The organism is Streptomyces sp. CLCI03 (assembly GCF_053615355.1).
The window spans coordinates 4143436-4163039 of the sequence record NZ_CM132132.1 but is presented as its reverse complement, the minus strand read 5'-3'; the positions used below and the strand labels follow the sequence as shown (position 1 = coordinate 4163039).

At 69.8% G+C, this 19604-nt stretch carries 13 protein-coding genes; 10 read left to right on the top strand and 3 right to left on the bottom strand.

Going from position 1 to position 19604, the window contains the following annotated elements; translation table 11 throughout:
• Nucleotides 1-15 precede the first annotated feature (15 nt).
• Together ACWG52_RS19180 and ACWG52_RS19175 are read left to right on the top strand one after the other, a co-directional pair.
• The gene (locus ACWG52_RS19180) at nucleotides 16-1134 is read left to right on the top strand and encodes a lipid II:glycine glycyltransferase FemX (RefSeq protein WP_030713907.1); all 1119 of its coding nucleotides are present in this window, start codon (nucleotides 16-18) and stop codon (nucleotides 1132-1134) included.
• Nucleotides 1135-1204: 70 nt separating this feature from the next.
• The gene (locus tag ACWG52_RS19175; protein WP_030008390.1) at nucleotides 1205-2236 is read left to right on the top strand and encodes an alanine racemase; all 1032 of its coding nucleotides are present in this window, start codon (nucleotides 1205-1207) and stop codon (nucleotides 2234-2236) included.
• A gap of 10 nt (nucleotides 2237-2246) precedes the next feature.
• Here ACWG52_RS19175 and ACWG52_RS19170 read toward each other — a convergent pair whose 3' ends face one another.
• The gene (locus ACWG52_RS19170; protein ID WP_389804410.1) at nucleotides 2247-3707 is read right to left on the bottom strand and encodes a glycosyltransferase family 87 protein; all 1461 of its coding nucleotides are present in this window, start codon (nucleotides 3705-3707) and stop codon (nucleotides 2247-2249) included.
• Between the two features lie 94 nt (nucleotides 3708-3801).
• Nucleotides 3802-6429: a transglycosylase domain-containing protein gene (locus ACWG52_RS19165; RefSeq protein ID WP_453129030.1), complete on the bottom strand. Its 2628-nt coding sequence runs from the start codon at nucleotides 6427-6429 to the stop codon at nucleotides 3802-3804.
• A 275-nt stretch (nucleotides 6430-6704) separates the two neighbouring features.
• Between ACWG52_RS19165 and ACWG52_RS19160 the strand changes: the two genes are divergently transcribed.
• The 3 genes from ACWG52_RS19160 (at nucleotide 6705) to ACWG52_RS19150 (ending at nucleotide 9812) form a co-directional block, all read left to right on the top strand.
• A complete protein-coding gene (locus ACWG52_RS19160; protein ID WP_030008393.1) occupies nucleotides 6705-7307 on the top strand; it encodes a PadR family transcriptional regulator in 603 nt (200 codons plus the stop codon).
• A gap of 49 nt (nucleotides 7308-7356) precedes the next feature.
• Entirely contained in the window at nucleotides 7357-8439 is a 1083-nt protein-coding gene (locus tag ACWG52_RS19155; protein ID WP_189737960.1) for an inositol-3-phosphate synthase, read from the top strand.
• A 104-nt stretch (nucleotides 8440-8543) separates the two neighbouring features.
• Nucleotides 8544-9812 (top strand): MFS transporter, encoded by a 1269-nt coding sequence (locus tag ACWG52_RS19150; RefSeq protein ID WP_389804403.1) that lies wholly within the window; start codon nucleotides 8544-8546, stop codon nucleotides 9810-9812.
• 68 nt (nucleotides 9813-9880) lie between these two features.
• Here ACWG52_RS19150 and ACWG52_RS19145 read toward each other — a convergent pair whose 3' ends face one another.
• Nucleotides 9881-11347 carry a CCA tRNA nucleotidyltransferase gene (locus ACWG52_RS19145; RefSeq protein WP_389804401.1) on the bottom strand — a complete coding sequence of 489 codons (1467 nt, stop codon included), beginning with the start codon at nucleotides 11345-11347 and terminating at the stop codon, nucleotides 9881-9883.
• A gap of 186 nt (nucleotides 11348-11533) precedes the next feature.
• On the opposite strand from ACWG52_RS19145, the gene ACWG52_RS19140 reads away from it, so the two are divergent.
• The 5 genes from ACWG52_RS19140 (at nucleotide 11534) to ACWG52_RS19120 (ending at nucleotide 19580) form a co-directional block, all read left to right on the top strand.
• Nucleotides 11534-13798: a DUF6049 family protein gene (locus ACWG52_RS19140; RefSeq protein ID WP_389804399.1), complete on the top strand. Its 2265-nt coding sequence runs from the start codon at nucleotides 11534-11536 to the stop codon at nucleotides 13796-13798.
• Between the two features lie 46 nt (nucleotides 13799-13844).
• A complete protein-coding gene (gene murJ, locus ACWG52_RS19135; RefSeq protein WP_453129029.1) occupies nucleotides 13845-16019 on the top strand; it encodes a murein biosynthesis integral membrane protein MurJ in 2175 nt (724 codons plus the stop codon).
• A 117-nt stretch (nucleotides 16020-16136) separates the two neighbouring features.
• Nucleotides 16137-17858 carry a protein kinase family protein gene (locus tag ACWG52_RS19130; protein WP_389804393.1) on the top strand — a complete coding sequence of 574 codons (1722 nt, stop codon included), beginning with the start codon at nucleotides 16137-16139 and terminating at the stop codon, nucleotides 17856-17858.
• A gap of 109 nt (nucleotides 17859-17967) precedes the next feature.
• On the top strand, nucleotides 17968-18663 hold the full coding sequence (sigM, locus tag ACWG52_RS19125; RefSeq protein WP_161290332.1) for an RNA polymerase sigma factor SigM: 696 nt from the start codon (nucleotides 17968-17970) through the stop codon (nucleotides 18661-18663).
• On the top strand, nucleotides 18660-19580 hold the full coding sequence (locus ACWG52_RS19120; protein WP_453129028.1) for an anti-sigma factor family protein: 921 nt from the start codon (nucleotides 18660-18662) through the stop codon (nucleotides 19578-19580). The genes sigM and ACWG52_RS19120 overlap by 4 nt, the downstream gene beginning before the upstream one ends.
• The last annotated feature ends 24 nt before the right edge of the window (nucleotides 19581-19604 follow it).

The following is a 19604-nucleotide window of genomic DNA, read 5'->3' as shown; positions in this document are numbered from 1 at the left end:
GAGGAGACGCCCCGCATGAGCCTGTCCCTGAGGACCATCAGCCGAGAGCAGCATCTGGGATACCTCCAGAGCCTGCCCTCGGCGAGCCACTGCCAGGTCCCGGCGTGGGCCGACGTGAAGAACGAGTGGCGTTCCGAGAACCTCGGATGGTTCAACGAGTCCGACGAACTCGTCGGTGCGGCCCTCGTGTTGTACCGGCAGCTGCCCAAGGTGAAGCGGTACCTCGCGTACCTCCCCGAGGGCCCGGTCATCAACTGGTACGCCCCGAATCTGGAGGAATGGCTCCAGCCGATGCTGGCCCACCTCAAGCACCAGGGCGCCTTCACCGTGAAGATGGGCCCGCCCGTCGTCATCCGCCGCTGGAACTCGACCGCCATCAAGGCCGGTATCCAGGACCCGAACGTGAAGCGCCTGCGCGACGTGGAGGCCTCGGTCATCGAGCCCCGCGCCTTCGAGGTGTCGGACAAGCTGCGCCGCATGGGCTGGCAGCAGGCCGAGGACGGTGGCGCCGGCTTCGGTGACGTCCAGCCGCGCTACGTCTTCCAGGTGCCGCTGGCCAACCGCTCGCTGGACGATGTCCTCAAGGGTTTCAACCAGCTGTGGCGCCGCAACATCAAGAAGGCCGAGAAGGCCGGTGTCGAGGTCGTCCAGGGCGGCTACGACGACCTGCCGACCTGGCAGCACCTGTACGAGATCACGGCCGAGCGCGACAAGTTCCGCCCGCGGCCGCTCAGCTACTTCCAGCGCCAGTGGACGGCCCTCAACTCCGAGGACCCCAACCGGATGCGGCTCTACATCGCCACGCACGAGGGAGAGCCGCTGGCCGCCGCCACGATGCTCACCGTCGGCCAGCACGTCTGGTACTCGTACGGCGCCTCCGCCAACCACAAGCGCGAGGTCCGCCCCTCGAACGCGATGCAGTGGCGCATGCTGCGCGACTCGTACGCGCTCGGCGCAAGCGTCTACGACCTGCGCGGCATCTCTGACACCCTGGACGAGAACGATCACCTGTTCGGTCTGATCCAGTTCAAGGTCGGTACGGGCGGCGAGGCCGTGGAGTACGTCGGCGAGTGGGACTTCCCGCTCAACAAGGTGCTGCACAAGGCCCTCGACATCTACATGTCGCGCCGCTGACCGGCCCCACCCCACCGCACACACAGCACCGCTGCACCACGCAGCTTCTCAGGAGAGGTTCCGGACGGGCATGGCGCTCACGCTCTACGTCGACACCGCGCGCTGGCGTGCGCACCAGAAGCAGATCCAGGACCAGTTCCCCGGGCTGATCCCGGTCTGCAAGGGCAACGGATACGGCTTCGGTCACGAGCGGCTCTGCGAGGAGGCGACCCGCATGGGCGCCGACATCCTGGCCGTGGGAACGACGTACGAGGCCTCCAGCATCAAGGACTGGTTCGGCGGCGACCTGCTCGTCCTCACCCCGTTCCGGCGGGGCGAGGACCCGGTGCCGCTGCCGGACCGGGTGATCCGTTCGGTCGCCTCCCTGGACGGGGTGCGCGGTCTGGTCGGAGCCAGGGTGGTCATCGAGTGCATGAGCTCGATGCGCCGTCACGGCATCTCCGAGCAGGACCTCGGCCAGCTGCACGCCGCGATCGAGGACGTCCGGCTGGAGGGCTTCGCGCTGCACCTGCCCCTGGACCGCCCCGACGGCTCGGACGCCGTCGAGGAGGTCATCGGCTGGATGGACCGGCTGCGCGCGGCCCGGCTGCCGCTGCACACCATGTTCGTCAGCCACCTGCGGGCCGCGGAGCTCGCGCGGCTGCAGCAGCAGTTCCCGCAGACCCGCTTCCGGGCCCGCATCGGCACCCGGCTGTGGCTGGGCGACCACGAGGCCACCGAGTACCGCGGCGCGGTCCTCGACGTCACACGCGTGGCCAAGGGCGACCGGTTCGGCTACCGCCAGCAGAAGGCCGCCTCCGACGGCTGGCTGGTCGTGGTCGCCGGTGGCACCTCGCACGGCGTGGGCCTGGAGGCCCCCAAGGCGCTCCACGGTGTGATGCCGCGCGCCAAGGGTGTCGCCCGTGCGGGTCTGGCGACGGTCAACCGGAACCTTTCGCCTTTCGTGTGGGCGGGCAAGCAGCGCTGGTTCGCGGAGCCGCCGCACATGCAGGTGTCGATCCTGTTCGTGCCCTCGGACGCGACCGAGCCGAAGGTCGGCGACGAGCTGGTGGCTCACCTGCGGCACACCACCACCCAGTTCGACCGGGTGCTCGACGCCTGAGTCCGACCGGTCAGTCCTGGGGGCTCGTGCCCCAGGCGACCCGCTGTCCCTCCGAGGGCGTCGCGTTCTGCGGCGCCCTCGCCGCGTCCGACAGCACGAACACGTCCTCCGCGCCGTCCAGGACGCCGCCGGAGGGGTCGTCCGAACCGTCCCGTCGTACGGCGTCCCGCTCGGGCATCAGGATGTCCCGGACGATGACCGCGCACAGGTAGAGGGTCGTCAGCAGGTGGGCGGTGATCGCCAGCTGGTACCCCTCCACGGGCAGGCCCTGGTGCTTGTCGGCGCTGGAGGTGTAGGCGAGGTAGAACCAGATCCCGAGGAAGTAGACGACCTCGCCGGCCTGCCAGATCAGGAAGTCCCGCCAGCGCGGCCGGGCCAGCGCCGCGAGCGGGATCAGCCACAGCACGTACTGCGGTGAGTAGACCTTGTTGCACAGGATGAACGCGGCGACGACGAGGAAGGCCAGCTGGGCGAAGCGGGGCCGGCGGGGGGCGGTCAGGGTGAGCAGTCCGACGGCCCCGCACAGCAGGAGCGTCAGGCCGGTCGCGTACGTGTTGGCGCCGTCCAGCGAGTTGCCCGAGCGCTGGGAGATCAGCAGCCACACCGAACCGAAGTCGATGGGCCGTTCCTGGCTGAAGGTGTAGAACTTCTTCCAGCCGTCCCAGGCGAACAGCATGACCGGCAGGTTGACCACGAGCCAGGCTCCGGCCGCGCCGAGTACCGCGGCGCCGAAGGCGCGCCACTTCCCGGCCCGCCAGCAGAGCACGAACAGCGCGCCGAGCAGCAGGACCGGGTAGAGCTTGGCCGCGGTGGCCAGGCCGATGAGGACGCCGAAGAGGACCGTCCGGCCGCGGGACCACATGAGCATCCCGGCGGCGGTCAGGGCGATGGCCAGCAGGTCCCAGTTGATCGTCGCCGTCAGGGCGAAGGCCGGCGCCAGGGCGAAGAGCAGGGCGTCCCAGGGGCGGCGGCGGTGCGTGCGGGCGACGCACACGGCGATGACGGCCGCGCAGGCCATCAGCATGCCCGCGTTGACCATCCAGTACATCTGTTCGCGGTGCTGCATGGAGCCGCTACCGGGGGTCAGCCAGGAGGCGATCTCCATGAAGAGCCCGGTGAGCACCGGGTACTCCAGGTACTCCATGTCGCCGGGGAGCCGGTCGAAGTAGGGCGTCAGGTTGTCGGCGAAGCCGCGCACCGCGTACAGGTGCGGGATGTCGGAGTAGCAGGCGTGGGTGTACTGCGAGCCCGCCCCCCGGAACCACGCCCAGTCGTAGCAGGGCAGCTTCTGGACCATGCCGAGCGCGAACATGCCGATGGCGATGAGCGCCACGACCCGGACCGGCCCCAGCCAGTGCCCGCCGAGGCGGGCGTAGCGGCCGAGCGGGCCGCCGATGAGCTCACTGCCGGCTGCGGCGACCTCGTCCTGCTGTGTGGGCAGTACGGGGCTGTCCTCGTGCACCTTGGTCATGGGGGTCATCCTGCCGTACGGGACCGGACACGGGAGAAGGCCGTCGCACGGTGCGTGCGACGGCCTTCGTGTGCTCAGGGAGCGGTGCTACGGGTCACTCGGAGCCGGGGTCGTCGAACCCGCCGGTGATGCCGCCCGGGCGGCCCGGTTTGCCGCTCTGGGTCGGCGAGCCGCTGGGTCCGCCGATCACCCCGGAGTTGGTGCCGGACGTGTTGCCGGACGTATTCCCCGAGGTGTTGCCGGCCGTGGTGCCGCTGTCCGTACCTCCGTTGGTGGTCCCGCGCGTGGTGTCCGGGTCGCAGTACAGCTTCCACGGCGGGCAGGAGGGCCGGCCGCCCTTCGACGGGGACGGGGACGGGGACGGGGAGGTCGACGGCTGCGTCGACGGGGAGGGGGACGGCAAGACGACGGCCGAGGGCGTGGGGGAGGGGGCGCCGGCGGAGTCGGCGGTCACGCCGATGTCCTCGGCCTCCGGGAACTCCTTGACCGGCTGGCCCTTGAGCGCTTCGCCCATGTACTCGGTCCAGATCTCGGCCGGGATGTCACCACCGTGGAGGGAGGGGATGTTTCCCACACCCTTCATGGAGATCAGCTTCTTGTCCGCCGAGTTGGGGTCGGTTCGGAAGAGGACCACCGAGGTCGACAGCTCCGGGGTGTAGCCGACGAACCACGCCGACTTGTTCTCGTCCGTGGTACCGGTCTTGCCCGCGGCGGGCCGGCCCAGCTTCTTGACCTTCTTGCCGGTGCCGTTCTCGACGACGTTCTCCAGCACCTTGGTGATGTTGTCGGCGACGTCGCTGTCCATGGCCCGCTGGTCCTTGGGGGCCTCGAAGCCGGACAGTTTCTCGCCGTTCTTCTCGACCTCGGTCACGGAGAACGGCTCGCGGTGCGTGCCGGACGCGGCGAAGGTCGCGTACGAGTCGGCCATGCGGATGGCGCTCGGGGTGGAGGTACCGAGGGCGAAGGAGGCGTCGGTGTTCGGGTTGATCGACTCCTCCAGGATGCCCGTGGACTTGGCCACGGCCCTGACCTTGTCGTGGCCGACATCGAAGACGAGCTGGGCGAACGGGACGTTGATGGACTTCTCCATCGCCTCGTTGAGGGTCACGTACCCGAAGGGGGTGGGGCTCTCGTTCTTCTGCTTGAACGGCGCGCCCGACGCGTCGCGCAGGGGCCTGCCCTCACGGTTGTTGATCACGGTGAGGTCGTTGGCCATGTACTTGCTGTCGGCCGAGATGCCCTTGCCCTTGGAGTTCTGGGTGCCGTACTCCATGGCCGCCGCCAGCACGTACGGCTTCCAGGTCGAGCCGACCGGGACACCGCTGGTGTTGGCGTTGTTGCTGAAGTACTTGTGATCCCAGCCCGGGCCGCCGTACAGGGCGACGAGGGCCCCGGTCTTGACGTCCACGGAGGCCGCGCCGAACTGCACGAAGGTGTCCGTCTCGGGGCGGCCCTTCTCGTCGATGAACCCGTTGCGGGTGTCCTCGACCGCCTTGACCATGGCGTCCACCCTCGGCTTCTGGAAGGTGGTCTTGATCCGGTAGCCGCCCAGGGCCATCTGTTCGGGGGTGATGCCCTTGGTCTTCATCACGTAGGCCTTGGCGGTGTCGACCAGGTAGCCGATCTGGCCGGTCATGCCACGGGCCTGCTCCGACTCCACGCGCGGCGGGAAGTCCGCGTCGGTGTACTTGGCCCGCTCGGCCTTGTCCATCCGGCCGACCACGACCTCGCGGTCCAGCACCCAGGACCAGCGCTCACGGGCCCGCTTCTCGTTGAGGGCGGGGGTGGCGGCGGCACCGATGCCACCGTCCGGGTTGTAGAGGTTGGGGCCCTTCAGCACGGCGGCCAGGAAGGCGCACTCGGAAGGGTTCAGGTTCTGGCTGTCCTTGCCGAAGTAGGCGCGGGCGGCGGCCTGGATCCCGTAGGCGTCGCGACCGTAGTAGGCGGTGTTCAGGTAGCCCGCGAGGACCTTGTCCTTCTCCTCGGTGACGCCCAGCCTTATCGCGATGAAGAGCTCGGTGGCCTTGCGCTTGAGCGTCTGGTCCGAGTCGAGGTAGGTGTTCTTCACGTACTGCTGGGTGATGGTCGAGCCGCCCTGGGTGGAGCCGCCCGTGGCCATGTTGTACACGGCGCGGGCGACACCCATCGGGTCCACGCCCTTGTCGGTCTCGAAGGACTCGTTCTCCGCCGCGATCACGGCGTCCCTCATCGACCGGGGGATGCTGGAGATGGGCACGATCTGCCGGTTCATCGAACCGCCCGTCGCCACCATCTGGCTGCCGTCGGCCCAGTAGAAGACGTTGTTCTGCGCCTGGGCCGCCTTGTTCGGGTCAGGCGTGCTCACCATGGCGATGCCGATGCCGGCGCCGGCCGTGATGACGGCGAAGAAGCCCAGAGCCGTACCGGCGACGAACTTCCAGGACGGCACGAAGCGCTTCCAGCCGTCCCTGTCCGACCGCGGGTAGTTGATGAGCCGCTTGTCCGGGCGCCCGGTGCCGCGCGTGGCGGTGCCGGTTCCTCTCCCGCGGCCGCTGCCTCTCTGGGCGGCCCGGCGGGCCTCGGCACGGCTGCCCGAGGGCTGCGGTGCGTACGAGCCGCTGTACGACGCCGTGGGGACGTCATGTCCGGCCGCGCCCCTTCCAGGGCGCGGCTGGGCAGCGCGGCGGGCTGAGGCGCGCCCACCGCCCTCGGGCTGCGGCGGTTTGCGACGGTGCTCGCTCATCGAACGACTACTCCTCGGGCAGGCGAGTGGCCTGGAAGCGGCAGATCATTTCCGGTCCCCCCCGGTGTCCTGGCGCACAGACTACGCACGCTCAAAACGCGCCCAGTGCCGAAGTTCACCCCAAATCAGGCAACCTGCCTGGTGCGAATTGGTGATGTGACACCGGTCACTACGTCTCCCCTTGTCGATCAGAGCGCCCCGTTCTATCGTCTGGATGTATCGAGTCGATACATCAGCTCGGTATAAAGACTCAGGGGCGGAGGAGAGGCAGGCGGATGAGCAGACGCTCAGGCATCCTCGAGTTCGCCGTCCTCGGCCTGCTCCGTGAATCCCCCATGCACGGCTATGAGCTGCGCAAGCGGCTCAATACCTCGCTGGGGGTGTTCAGAGCCTTCAGCTACGGGACGCTCTACCCCTGCCTCAAGACGCTGGTCGCCAACGGCTGGTTGATCGAGGAACCGGGCAACGCCCCGGAGGACGCGCTCGCCGCTTCACTCGCAGGGCGCCGCGCCAAGATCGTCTACCGGTTGACGGCCGCGGGTAAGGAGCATTTCGAGGAATTGCTCTCCCACACGGGCCCGGATACCTGGGAGGACGAGTCCTTCGCCGCTCGCTTCGCCTTCTTCGGCCAGACCGAACGGGACGTCCGCATGCGGGTGCTGGAGGGCCGCCGCAGCCGGCTGGAAGAGCGGCTGGAAAAGATGCGCGCCTCGATCGCCCGGACGCGGGAGCGCCTCGACGACTACACGCTCGAGCTGCAGCGGCACGGCATGGAGTCCGTGGAGCGCGAAGTGCGCTGGCTGAACGAGCTCATCGAGAGTGAGCGGGCGGGACGGGATCGCAGACGATCCGGCCCGTCCGACGAAACTGAAAAATGAGGCCTGCATCTCGCAGACCTCGTCCGAGAACAAACAGGGAGCAACCGGAATGGGTTCGGTTCGCGTAGCCATCGTCGGCGTAGGCAACTGCGCCGCCTCGCTGGTGCAGGGCGTCGAGTACTACAAGGACGCCGACCCGGCGGCCAAGGTCCCCGGTCTGATGCACGTCCAGTTCGGCGACTACCACGTGCGTGACATCGAGTTCGTCGCCGCGTTCGACGTCGACGCGAAGAAGGTCGGCCTCGACCTTTCGGACGCCATCGGCGCCAGCGAGAACAACACCATCAAGATCTGCGACGTCCCGAACGCCGGTGTGACCGTCCAGCGCGGCCACACCTACGACGGCCTGGGCAAGTACTACCGCATGACGATCGAGGAGTCCGCCGAGGCTCCGGTCGACGTGGTCCAGGTCCTCAAGGACCGCGAGGTCGACGTCCTGATCTGCTACCTGCCCGTCGGTTCCGAGGACGCGGCGAAGTTCTACGCCCAGTGCGCCATCGACGCCAAGGTCGCCTTCGTCAACGCCCTCCCGGTCTTCATCGCCGGCACCAAGGAGTGGGCCGACAAGTTCACCGAGGCCGGTGTCCCGATCGTCGGCGACGACATCAAGTCGCAGGTCGGCGCCACCATCACGCACCGCGTGATGGCGAAGCTGTTCGAAGACCGCGGTGTCCGTCTCGAGCGCACCATGCAGCTCAACGTCGGCGGCAACATGGACTTCAAGAACATGCTCGAGCGCGACCGCCTCGAGTCGAAGAAGATCTCCAAGACGCAGGCCGTCACCTCGCAGATCCCCGACCGTGAGCTCGGCGAGAAGAACGTCCACATCGGCCCGTCCGACTACGTCGCGTGGCTCGACGACCGCAAGTGGGCCTACGTCCGCCTTGAGGGTCGCGCCTTCGGCGACGTCCCGCTGAACCTTGAGTACAAGCTCGAGGTGTGGGACTCCCCGAACTCGGCCGGTGTCATCATCGACGCCCTGCGCGCTGCGAAGATCGCCAAGGACCGCGGTATCGGCGGCCCGATCCTGTCGGCGTCCAGCTACTTCATGAAGTCCCCGCCGGTGCAGTACTTCGACGACGAGGCCCTGGCCAACGTCGAGAAGTTCATCAAGGGCGAGGTCGAGCGCTAACCGAACCCAAGGGTCGTCACGACACCTGGACTTCGGCAGTTCTTCCGCGGAGGGTCCCCGGGCAATGTGCCCGGGGACCCTCCGCGTATGTGACCCTTGCCCTCATGCCTGTCGTACGTGATCTGCGCGTACTCCTGCGCCTGAGGGATTTCCGCAACCTGCTCGCCGTACGACTGCTCTCCCAAGCGGCCGACGGCGTCTACCAGGTCGCACTCGCCACCTACGTGATCTTCTCCCCGGAGAAGCAGACCTCACCGGCGGCCATCGCCTCCGCCATGGCGGTACTGCTGCTGCCGTATTCGGCGATCGGTCCCTTCGCCGGGGTGCTGCTCGACCGCTGGCGGCGCCGCCAGGTCTTCCTCTACGGCAATCTCCTGCGAGCCTTCCTCGCCTGCGTCACCGGAATGCTGATCGTCGCGCAGGTGCCCGACTGGCTGTTCTACGCCTCGGCCCTGTCCGTGACCGCCGTCAACCGCTTCGTGCTCTCCGGGCTCGCCGCCTCGCTGCCCCATGTCGTCGGACCCGATCAGCTGGTCACCGCGAACGCTCTCTCCCCCACCGCCGGAACCCTCGCGGCGGTGGCGGGCGGAGGGCTGGCCTTCCTCGTCCGGCTGCTGGCCTCCGACTCCAACGCCCTCGTGGTGCTCCTGGGCGCCGGGCTCTACCTGTCCGCGGCCCTCGTCTCCCTGCAGCTGGCCATCGGCCTGCTCGGGCCGGACCACCCCGCCGGCCGGACCCATCCCTCGGTCGTCGAAGGGGTCGCCCTCACGGTGGGGGGGATGGCCGAGGGCCTGCGCCACCTCGCCTCCCGGCGCGAGGCCGCCCGGGCGCTCGTCGCGATGACCATGATGCGGTTCTGCTACGGGGCCCTGTTCGTGATGCTGCTGATGCTCTGCCGGTACGCCTGGTCGGACAACGAATCCGACGGGTTGGCCCTGCTGGGCATCGCCGTCGGCGCCTCCGGCGCCGGATTCTTCGCCGCCGCCGTGGTGACCCCCTGGCTGGTGGGCCGGCTGGGCCCGCTCGGCTGGATCACCGCCTGCTCCGCGGGCGCCGCGGTCCTGGTACCAGCCCTCGGTCTGTTCTTCGCCCCGGGACCGATGCTGGCCGCCGCCTTCGTACTCGGCCTCGCCACCCAGGGCGCCAAGATCGCCACCGATACCGAAGTGCAGTCCCGGGTGGACGACGACTACCGCGGCCGTGTCTTCTCCGTCTACGACGTGCTCTTCAACGTCGCGTTCGTCGGCGCGGCAGCGGTGGCCTCCCTGATGCTCCCCACCGACGGGCGGTCCGTGGCCCTGGTCCTCATCGTGTCCGCCCTCTACGCCGCGACCGCCGTGTTCCTGGCCCGGGGCGAACGACGTTTCACGTGAAACATCAGCGCTGACGAAGCGAAGGGGGCGATGTTTCACGTGAAACATCGCCCCCTTCGCTTCGTGCGTCAGGCCTGTGCGGCCCACCACTCCTTCAGCGCGACCACAGCGGCGTCGCGGCCCATCGGGCCGTTCTCCAGCCTCAGCTCCAGCAGGAAGGCGTAGGCCTTGCCGATCACCGGGCCGGGGCCCACGTCGAGCACCTGCATGATCTCGTTGCCGTCCAGATCGGGCCGGATCGCGTCCAGCTCCTCCTGCTCCTGCAGCTGCGCGATGCGCTCCTCCAACCCGTCGTAAGTCCGGGAGAGCGCATTGGCCTTGCGCTTGTTGCGGGTGGTGCAGTCGGATCGGGTCAGTTTGTGCAGACGCTCCAGCAGCGGACCCGCGTCGCGGACGTAGCGCCGGACCGCGGAGTCGGTCCACTCCCCGTCGCCGTAGCCGTGGAAGCGCAGGTGCAGCTCCACCAGCCGGGACACGTCCTTGATCATGTCGTTGGAGTACTTCAGGGCGGTGAGCCGCTTCTTGGTCATCTTCGCGCCCACCACCTCGTGGTGGTGGAAGGAGACCCGGCCGTCGCTCTCGAACCGGCGGGTGCGGGGCTTGCCGATGTCGTGCAGCAGGGCCGCGAGCCGCAGGACCAGGTCCGGGCCGTCCTCCTCCAGCGCGATCGCCTGCTCCAGCACGATCAGCGAGTGGTCGTAGACGTCCTTGTGCCGGTGGTGCTCATCACTCTCCAGCCGCAGCGCGGGCAGCTCGGGGAGCACCCGGTCGGCCAGTCCCGTGTCCACCAGCAGACCCAGACCCTTGCGCGGGTGGGCGGACAGGATCAGCTTGTTCAGCTCACCCTGGATCCGCTCCGCGGAAACGATCTCGATCCGCTCGGACATCGCCTTCATGGCCGCGACGACCTCGGGAGCGACCTCGAAGTCCAGCTGCGCGGCGAACCGTGCCGCCCGCAGCATCCGCAGCGGGTCGTCGGAGAAAGATTCCTCCGGCGTTCCGGGCGTACGCAGCACGCCGGCGGCCAGGTCCTCCAGACCGCCGTGCGGGTCGATGAACTCCTGCTCGGGCAGAGCCAGGGCCATGGCGTTGACCGTGAAGTCACGCCGGACGAGGTCCTCGTCGATCGAGTCGCCGTAGGAGACCTCGGGCTTGCGGGACGTACGGTCGTAGGCCTCCGAGCGGTACGTCGTCACCTCGATCTGGAAATTCCGTACGGCGTCGCCGGAGCGGGCGCTCTTCTGCGCCCCGACGGTGCCGAAAGCGATACCGACGTCCCACACCGAGTCCGCCCACGGCCGGACGATCTTCAGTACGTCCTCGGGCCGGGCATCGGTGGTGAAGTCGAGATCGTTGCCGAGACGCCCCAGCAGCGCGTCGCGGACGGACCCACCGACCAGGGCGAGGCGGAAGCCCGCCTCCTGGAAACGGCGGCCGAGCTCGTCGGCGACAGGAGCGACCCGCAGCAGTTCACTGACCGCGCGGCGCTGCACCTGACTCAGGGCACTGGGGTTGTCTTCGTTGGCGTTCGGCACAACTGAAAAGGGTACGTGCCCGTCCCCCCAGGGGCCGCCCCGTTTTGCGGCCACCCCGGTACCCGGCCACCGGGCCCCTGAGCCGATCATGTGGAGCAAGGCGCGGCACTCGCACACAGCGGGCCTCGTTACCATGCGTGGACGCACAAAAGACGACCACTGACACTTCGAGGGACGGGCTAGCGCGTGGCCGAGGCGGCAGAAAACCAGGGGGCGTCCCCCGCTCCTGCCCCGCGTAGGTGGCTGCGGCGGGCGATCGTCCTGCTCGCCGGGACGCCCGTGCTGGCTGCCCTGATCTACTCGCCCGCCCCCCGGGCCGAGGCCGCCCAGGCCTCGTCCGTGGACGTCCAGCTGACCTCCATGGCCCCCACGGCACCGGTCAAGGGCGACACCCTGACCATCAAGGGCACCGTCCTCAACACCGGTCCCGAGAAGATCACCGGTGCGCATGTCGGCCTGCGGGTCGGGCCGGCGCTCGCGGACCGCTCGTCCATCGACGAGACGGCGGAGCGGACCGGCTTCCGGGCCGGCGCCGACCCGGGCGAGATCGACCCGGCCTACGCGGTGAAGATCGACTCCCTGCCGTCGAAGGTCAGCCAGGAGTTCACGCTCACCATCCCGGTGAACAAGCTGGAGCTGGACAAGGACGGCGTCTACCCGCTCGGAGTCTCCCTGTCCGGGGTGACCGACAGCAGGCCGTCCGAGCAGGTGATGGGCATCAAGCGGACCTTCCTGCCCTGGCAGCCGGAAGCCGCCGCCAAGCGCTCCCAGCTCACCTACGCCTGGCCGCTGATCTCCCGCACCCGTGTGACGGCGGAGACCGGCTCCGACGAGCTCCAGACCCCCGTCTTCCTCGACGACTCCCTCGCCGACGAGCTGCGGCCGGGCGGGCGCCTGGAGCAGATGGTCACCCTCGGCAAGGACCTGCCGATCACCTGGGTCATCGACCCCGACCTGCTCTACACGGTCGACGCGATGACCAAGGGCTACCGGGTCCGCAGCCCGGGCGGCAAGCCCGTCCAGGGCAAGAGCAAGGCCATCGCCGAGCAGTGGCTGAGTTCCTTGGAGGCGGCCGTCCAGGGCAAGAAGGTCGTCGCCCTGCCGTTCGCCGACCCGGACCTCGCCTCCCTCGCCCACCACGGCAAGGACGTCTCGGGCACCCTGGGTCAGCTGCGCCCCGCCACCGACAAAGCGAAGCAGGCCGTCGAGACGGTCCTGCACGTCCCCGCGTCCACCGACTTCTCCTGGCCCGTGGACGGCGCCATCGATCCCTCGATCGTGAACGTCGCCACCTCGGCCGGCGCCCACAACGTCCTCACCCGCAGTGACAGCCTCGTGGAGAGCGGCGCCCTCGGCTACACCCCCTCGGCCGCCCGGCCCATCGGCGCCGGCACCACCGCCGTCGTCGCCGACGCCGACCTGTCCACCGCCTTCGAGGGCGACATGCTGAACGCCGGGACCTCCACGCTCGCCGTGCAGCGGTTCCTCGCCCACAGCCTCGCCCTGAACCTGCAGGGGACCGACGAGCCGCGCAGCTTCGTGGTCGCCCCGCAGCGGACGCCCAGCGTCAGCCAGGTCCAGTCGATGGCCGCAGCCGTACGCGGCCTCCAGGCGGGCCGCTGGACCCAGCCGGCGGACCTCGAAGCCGCGGCCGCCGCCAAGCCCGACCCCGGAGCCACCACCCAGGTGCCGGGCGCCGGCCAGTACCCCGAGGCCCTGCGCAAGCAGGAGCTGCCGGTGTCGGCGTTCGAGAAGATCCGCACCACGCAGAACACGCTCGACCGCTTCAAGGTGATCCTCGCCGCGCCCGACCGCGTGGAGATCCCCTTCGGCAACACCACCAACCGGGAGATGTCCACGTCCTGGCGCGGCCGCCCCGACGAGGCCCGCCTCTACCGGGACGAGGTGCAGGACTACCTGATCGGTCTCACCGAGAAGGTCAAGGTCATCCCCAAGTCCGACGCCACCTTGTCCGGACACAGCGCCACCATCCCGGTCAGCGTGCAGAACAGCCTGGTCCAGGACGTCCACGACCTCGTCCTGCGCGTGAAGTCCGCCAACCCGACCCGCCTGATGTTCGGCGACAAGGGCGAGGCCGAACAGCAGGTCACCGTCCAGGGCGACCACACCCAGACGGTCAAGTTCACCGCCAACGCCACGGCGAGCGGCCCCGTCGAGGTCACGGCGCAGCTGTTCACCAAGGACGGCATCCCCTACGGCAAGGAACGCAAGTTCACCGTCGAGGCGACCGAGGTCACGCCCACCGTGATGCTCGTCATCGCCGGCGGTGTGCTCCTCCTGGTCCTGGCAGGCATCAAGATGTACGCCAGTCGCAAGCGCGTCGCAGCACGCGCGGCCGCCGAGGAGAGCACGCAGCCGAGTGACGAGTCCCCGGACACCGGAGCGCAAAGCACCGAGGGGTCCGGCACGAGTGAGACAGTGGACCGTTGATTGACGCCGTGGCCGGTCGGCCTGGGGACGATGAGGTGGGGTTTCGATGAACGCGCCGTACGACGGTGACCGCGCGCAGGGCACTGGTGGGCCTGCGCCCTCCCAGGGCACTGCCCCGGGCACCCCGGTGCCCGGGCAGGTTCCCGCGCCTGCGCCCGCGCCGGAGCGTGACCCGTATGTCCAGGACGCCTACGACCACGACCCGTACCGGTCCCAGGACCTGTCGGCCCAGGACCCCGTCGCCGAGGTGCTCTACGACCGGGCCTCGCACCCGCCGCCGCCGCCCGGCACCTACCAGGAGCCCGGTCCGCTCTACGCCGCGCCGACCGCGCCCTCGTACTCTCCCGACCCGCGCGTCTGGGCCCAGACCCCGCCGCCCGAGCCCGACGGGCCCTCGCGCCACCTGCCGTACGGCGACCACGCCACCACCACCCAGTTCGTCGGCGTGGACTCCCTCGTCACCAATGCCTCGGACGAGCAGCCCGAACCGGACGCCTTCGCGCACCTGTACCGGGACCAGGAGGCGGCGCCCCGCACCCCCGCCGAGGAGGCGCCCGTCGCCGCACCGGCGCCGAGCAAGCCCGCCGGGCGGGCCTCCAGCCTGCTGAAGTCCAGCGCGCTGATGGCCGCGGGCACGATCGTCTCCCGCATCACCGGCTTCCTGCGGACCCTGGTCATCGCCGGTGCCATCGGTGTCGGCACCTTCAACGACACGTACCAGATCGCCAACACCCTGCCCACGATGATCTACGTGCTGGTCGGCGGCGGCGCCCTGAACGCCGTCTTCATCCCGCAGCTCGTCCGGGCCATGAAGAACGACAGCGACGGCGGGCAGGCCTACGCCAACCGGCTGCTCACCCTCGTCGTGGTGCTGCTGGCGGGCATCACCACCATCTGCGTCCTGGCCGCACCGGTGTTCATCACGATGATGTCGCCGAAGATCGCCTCCGACCCCCAACAGATGGACGTCGCGGTCGCCTTCGCCCGCTACTGCCTGCCCACCATGTTCTTCATGGGCATCCACGTGGTCCTGGGCCAGATCCTCAACGCCCGTGGTCGCTTCGGCGCGATGATGTGGACCCCGGTCCTCAACAACATCGTGGTCATCGCCACCTTCGGCGCCTTCATCTGGGCCTTCGGCGGCTTCACCACCTCCGGTGTCAATGCCACCACCGTGACCCCCGAGGGCGTGCGCCTGCTGGGCCTGGGCACCCTGCTCGGCCTCACCGTCCAGGCCCTCGCGATGCTGCCGTACCTGCGCGACGCGGGCTTCAAGCCGCGCCTGCGCTTCGACTGGCGGGGCCACGGCCTCGGCAAGGCCGCCCGCCTGGCCAAGTGGACGTTCTTCTTCGTCCTCGCCAACCAGGTCGGCCTCGTGGTCGTCACCCAGCTCGCCACCTGGGCCGGGTCCGTGGCCGAGAAGCAGGGTCACCCCGGTACCGGTATCACCGCCTACAACTACGCGCTGCTGCTGTGGCAGATGCCGCAGGCCATCATCACCGTCTCCGTCATGACGGCCGTCCTGCCCCGCATCTCCCGCTCCGCGCACGACGGCGACGCCGCCGCGGTCCGCGACGACATCTCCTACGGGCTGCGCACCTCGGCCGTCGCGATCGTGCCCTGCGCCTTCGCGTTCCTCGCCCTCGGCGTCCCGATGGCCACCCTGCTCTACGCCGGCTCGGGTTCGGGCGCCCAGAACATCGGCTACATCCTGATGGCGTTCGGCCTCGGCCTGATCCCGTACTCCATCCAGTACGTGGTCCTGCGCGGCTTCTACGCCTACGAGGACACCCGCACGCCCTTCTACAACACCGTGATCGTCGCCGCCGTCAACGCGGCCGTCTCCACGCTGTCGTTCTTCGTGCTCCCCGCCCGGTGGGCGGTGGTCGGCATGGCCGCGGCCTACGGCCTCGGTTACGCCGTCGGTGTCGGCGTCGCCTGGCGCCGACTGCGTGCCCGGCTCGGTGGCGACCTCGACGGAGCGCACGTGATGCGCACCTACGCCCGTCTCACCGGTGCCTGCGTCCCCGCTGCCGCCGTGGGCGGCGCGGCCGCCTACGGGGTCACCCAGTGGCTGGGCAGCGGAGTCACCGGCTCCGCCGCGGCCCTCGTCGCCGGTGGGATCGCCCTGGCAGCGGTGTTCCTCATCGCCGCCAAGCGGATGCGGATCGAGGAGCTCAACGCGATGGTCGGAATGGTCCGCGGACGTTTGGGGCGCTGATGCGCACAACCGTCGCCCCCTTTCGTGTGTCGTGCTTAGCGTCGGACTGTGGGCACAATTGGCATGGCTTCGCAGACTGGCCGACAGCGCGCAACGGATGGGGAGGCGGGAACGACGGTGGCGGAACGTAGCACGGCTGCCGTCGACGTGGCCGACAACAGCGGCAATGAGCCGCTGACCGCTCAGGCGGCACAGGCCACGTCCGACGGGGTGGACACCCAGAACGGACGAGCCGCGGACGGACCCATGCCCGACAAGGACGGCGAACGCACCAACCCGGCCCCTGCGGCCGCACCCGAACTCCACAGCGGACACAAGCTCGCCAGACGCTATCGGCTGGAAGAGTGCGTCACCCGTGTGGACGGATTCAGCAGTTGGCGCGCGATGGACGAGAAGCTGCGCCGGGCCGTGGGTGTGCACCTGATGCCTGCCGACCACGCGCGCGCTCGCTCCGTCCTGGCCGCCGCACGGTCCTCCGCCCTGCTCGGCGACCCACGGTTCGTCCAGGTCCTGGACGCCGTGGAGGAGAACGACCTCGTCTACGTCGTCCACGAGTGGCTGCCCGACGCCACCGAACTCACCGCGCTGCTCGCCGTCGGCCCCCTGGAGGCCCACGAGGCCTACCAGCTCGTCAGCCAGGTCTCCCAGGCGATGGCCGCCGCGCACCGTGAGGGTCTCGCCCATCTGCGGCTGACGCCCAGCGCGATACTGCGCACGTCCACGGGTCAGTACCGGATCCGTGGCCTCGCCGTGAACGCCGCCCTGCGCGGCATCACCAGCGAGACCCCGCAGCGGGCCGACACCGAGGCCATCGGCGCCCTGCTGTACGCCGCTCTCACCCAGCGCTGGCCGTACGAGAGCGACGCGTACGGCCTCACCGGGCTGCCCAAGGGCGTCGGCCTGATCGCCCCCGACCAGGTACGCGCCGGTGTCCACCGGGGCCTGGGCGAGCTCGCCATGCGCGCGCTCGCCAACGACGGGGCCACCGCCTCCCGTCAGGAGCCCGCCTGCACCACTCCTGACGAGCTGGCCAAGGCCGTGGCCGCGATGCCCCGCATCCGGCCGCCGGAGCCGGCCTTCACCGCCCCGCCGGAGTACCAGCACACCACCTACCAGCAGGGGATCTACGGCCGTCCCACGCCTCCTGGCGTGAACCCGACCCAGAGTCGGCCCGTCGCGCCCCCGCCGCCCCCGCTGCAGAGCCGTACCGGCCGGGCCCTCAAGTGGGGCGTCGCCGCCCTGCTCATCGCCGCCCTCGGCCTGGGCAGCTGGCAGCTGGCCGACACCCTCCTGGACCACAGCGGCCAGCAGGGCAACAGCGGCACCAACAACAACCCGCAGACCGGTACCGGGGACAACCCGAAGCAGCCCGAACCCGGCAAGGAACTGAAGATCCGGGACGTCTCCGTGCTCGGGGGTTCGGTGAAACCCGCCTTGGCTCCGAAGACCGTCGATGGGGACCCCGGATCCGCCTGGATCACCCCCGAGTACTACAACTACGCCAACTTCGGCCGTCTGGAGACGGAGAACGACGGCAGCGGGATCATCGTCGACCTGGGTGAGGTCCGGTATGTGTCCGGGCTCGACATCGACATGTATCTGCCCGGTCAGACGGTCGAGATCCTCGCCGCCTCCCCGGACAGCGCCGCCCCCAGCTCCGTCTCCGCCTTCGCCCAGCGGATCACCGAGCTGAAGCGCACCGACAAGAAGATCCAGACCACGCTCGACACCCCGATCCGTGCCCGCTACGTGCTGATCCACATCACCGAGCTGCCCTCTTCCGGCGGCGGCTACCGGGGCGGGATCAACGAGATCAAGGTGCTCGGCTCGTCTTCCTGAGTGCACTCCCATCGGCCGCGCGCGGCCCGCTCGCCGGGCGGGCCGCGTGATTCTTTACGCGGCCCGCCCGGCGCGCCTAGGCTCCGTCCGGGGAGGAAGCAGGGGTGTGATGCGAGAAGGAACCACGGAGGGCCGCAGCGACCAGGAGCTCCTGGCGCAGCACGTGGCCGGGGATCCCGAGGCCTTCGGTGAGCTCGTGCGGCGGCACCGGGACCGGTTGTGGGCCGTGGCGCTGCGGACCCTCGGGGATCGGGAGGAGGCCGCGGACGCCGTCCAGGACGCCCTGGTCTCCGCCTATCGGGCCGCCCACACCTTCCGCGGGGATTCAGCCGTCACCACCTGGCTGCACCGGATCACTGTCAATGCCTGTCTGGACCGGGCCCGCAAGGCCGCCTCACGCCGGACCTCGCCGATCGACGACACGGACCGCCTGGAGCGCCTTCTGGAGCCCCACGAGTCCGCGGAGGCCCCTGCGGAGCGCCAAGACCTCCATCGCCAGCTCCTGGCCGCTCTGAGCACCCTCCCGGCCGACCAGCGGGCCGCGCTGGTCCTCGTCGACATGCAGGGATACCCCGTCGCCGAGGCCGCCCGGGTCCTCGACGTGCCCACCGGCACCGTCAAGAGCCGGTGTGCGCGCGGCCGCGCGAAACTCGTGCCGCTCCTCACTCATCTGCGCACGAATGCCGGGGATAACACCGCCGTCGAGCGGGGAAGGAACCGGACGCCGGGCCCACCCGTCCCACCAGCGGCAGAACCCAGGCATCCAGACCCAGACGCTGTGAAGGGCGGAGGTGGACGATCATGACCCCGCCCACTGGCATGTCCGGCACGACCGGCACGATCCGGCACCCGGACGTCTCGGAGATCTCCGACCTGACCGAAGGCCTCCTCTCCCCGTCCCGTACCTCCGAGATCCGGCGCCATCTCGACGACTGCGCCCTGTGCGCCGATGTCCGTGCCTCCCTGGAGGAGATCCGCTCGCTCCTCGGCACCCTGCCCGGCCCGGCCCGGATGCCCGCCGACATCGCCGGACGCATCGACGCGGCCCTCGCCGCGGAGGCCCTTCTCGACTCCACCCAGCCGCGGGTCAAGGACGCGCCCGCCGACCGGCCCCGCACGCCGGACCGCGATGTTTCACGTGGAACCGCGCCCGCCGGTCACCCGACCGGCCCAACCGGGCCCGGGCGACGCCGCGCGCGTCGCCGGATCGCCGTCCTCACCGGTCTGGTCGGAGCCGCGGCCTGCGCCCTGGGTGTCTTCCTGTTCGGCGACTTCTCGGGCACGTCGACCCACGAGACCGCCACGAGTGGCCAGGCGTCCGATTCCGCCGCGCGGCCGTCCGCCGCTGCCTCGGGCGAGGACACGTACACCGCTCAGGGGCTTCAGGACAGCGTCCGGCAGCTCATCGCGGGCGGCCAAGGGGCCAAGAACGTTCCTGGGGAACAGAACAACACCCTCGGTCTGGAGAACACCGCCCCCGCCCCGGGTGACAAGCGGGGAGCGGCCTCCGTCCCCGTCTGTGTCCAGCAGGCCACCGGCCGGCCCGACACACCGCTCGCCGCAGAACGCGGCAGCTACCAGGGCACCCCCGTCTACCTCCTTGTCCTGCCGCACCCTGCCGACTCCGCCCGCGTGGACGCCTACCTCGTCGACACCACATGCGAGCAGAGCGGTTCGGACGGCCCCGGAAAGGTCCTTCTGACGCACACCTACGCGCGGTAGCCGAGGCGTTCAGGGCCGTGGTGG

Bases quoted from the DNA above. Each gene is read 5' to 3' on its own strand.
- ACWG52_RS19180 (WP_030713907.1), top strand. From the start codon at position 16: ATGAGCCTGTCCCTGAGGACCATCAGCCGAGAGCAGCATCTGGGATAC.
- ACWG52_RS19175 (WP_030008390.1), top strand. From the start codon at position 1,205: ATGGCGCTCACGCTCTACGTCGACACCGCGCGCTGGCGTGCGCACCAG.
- ACWG52_RS19170 (WP_389804410.1), bottom strand. From the start codon at position 3,707: ATGACCAAGGTGCACGAGGACAGCCCCGTACTGCCCACACAGCAGGAC.
- ACWG52_RS19165 (WP_453129030.1), bottom strand. From the start codon at position 6,429: ATGAGCGAGCACCGTCGCAAACCGCCGCAGCCCGAGGGCGGTGGGCGC.
- ACWG52_RS19160 (WP_030008393.1), top strand. From the start codon at position 6,705: ATGAGCAGACGCTCAGGCATCCTCGAGTTCGCCGTCCTCGGCCTGCTC.
- ACWG52_RS19155 (WP_189737960.1), top strand. From the start codon at position 7,357: ATGGGTTCGGTTCGCGTAGCCATCGTCGGCGTAGGCAACTGCGCCGCC.
- ACWG52_RS19150 (WP_389804403.1), top strand. From the start codon at position 8,544: ATGCCTGTCGTACGTGATCTGCGCGTACTCCTGCGCCTGAGGGATTTC.
- murJ (WP_453129029.1), top strand. From the start codon at position 13,845: ATGAACGCGCCGTACGACGGTGACCGCGCGCAGGGCACTGGTGGGCCT.
- sigM (WP_161290332.1), top strand. From the start codon at position 17,968: ATGCGAGAAGGAACCACGGAGGGCCGCAGCGACCAGGAGCTCCTGGCG.
- ACWG52_RS19120 (WP_453129028.1), top strand. From the start codon at position 18,660: ATGACCCCGCCCACTGGCATGTCCGGCACGACCGGCACGATCCGGCAC.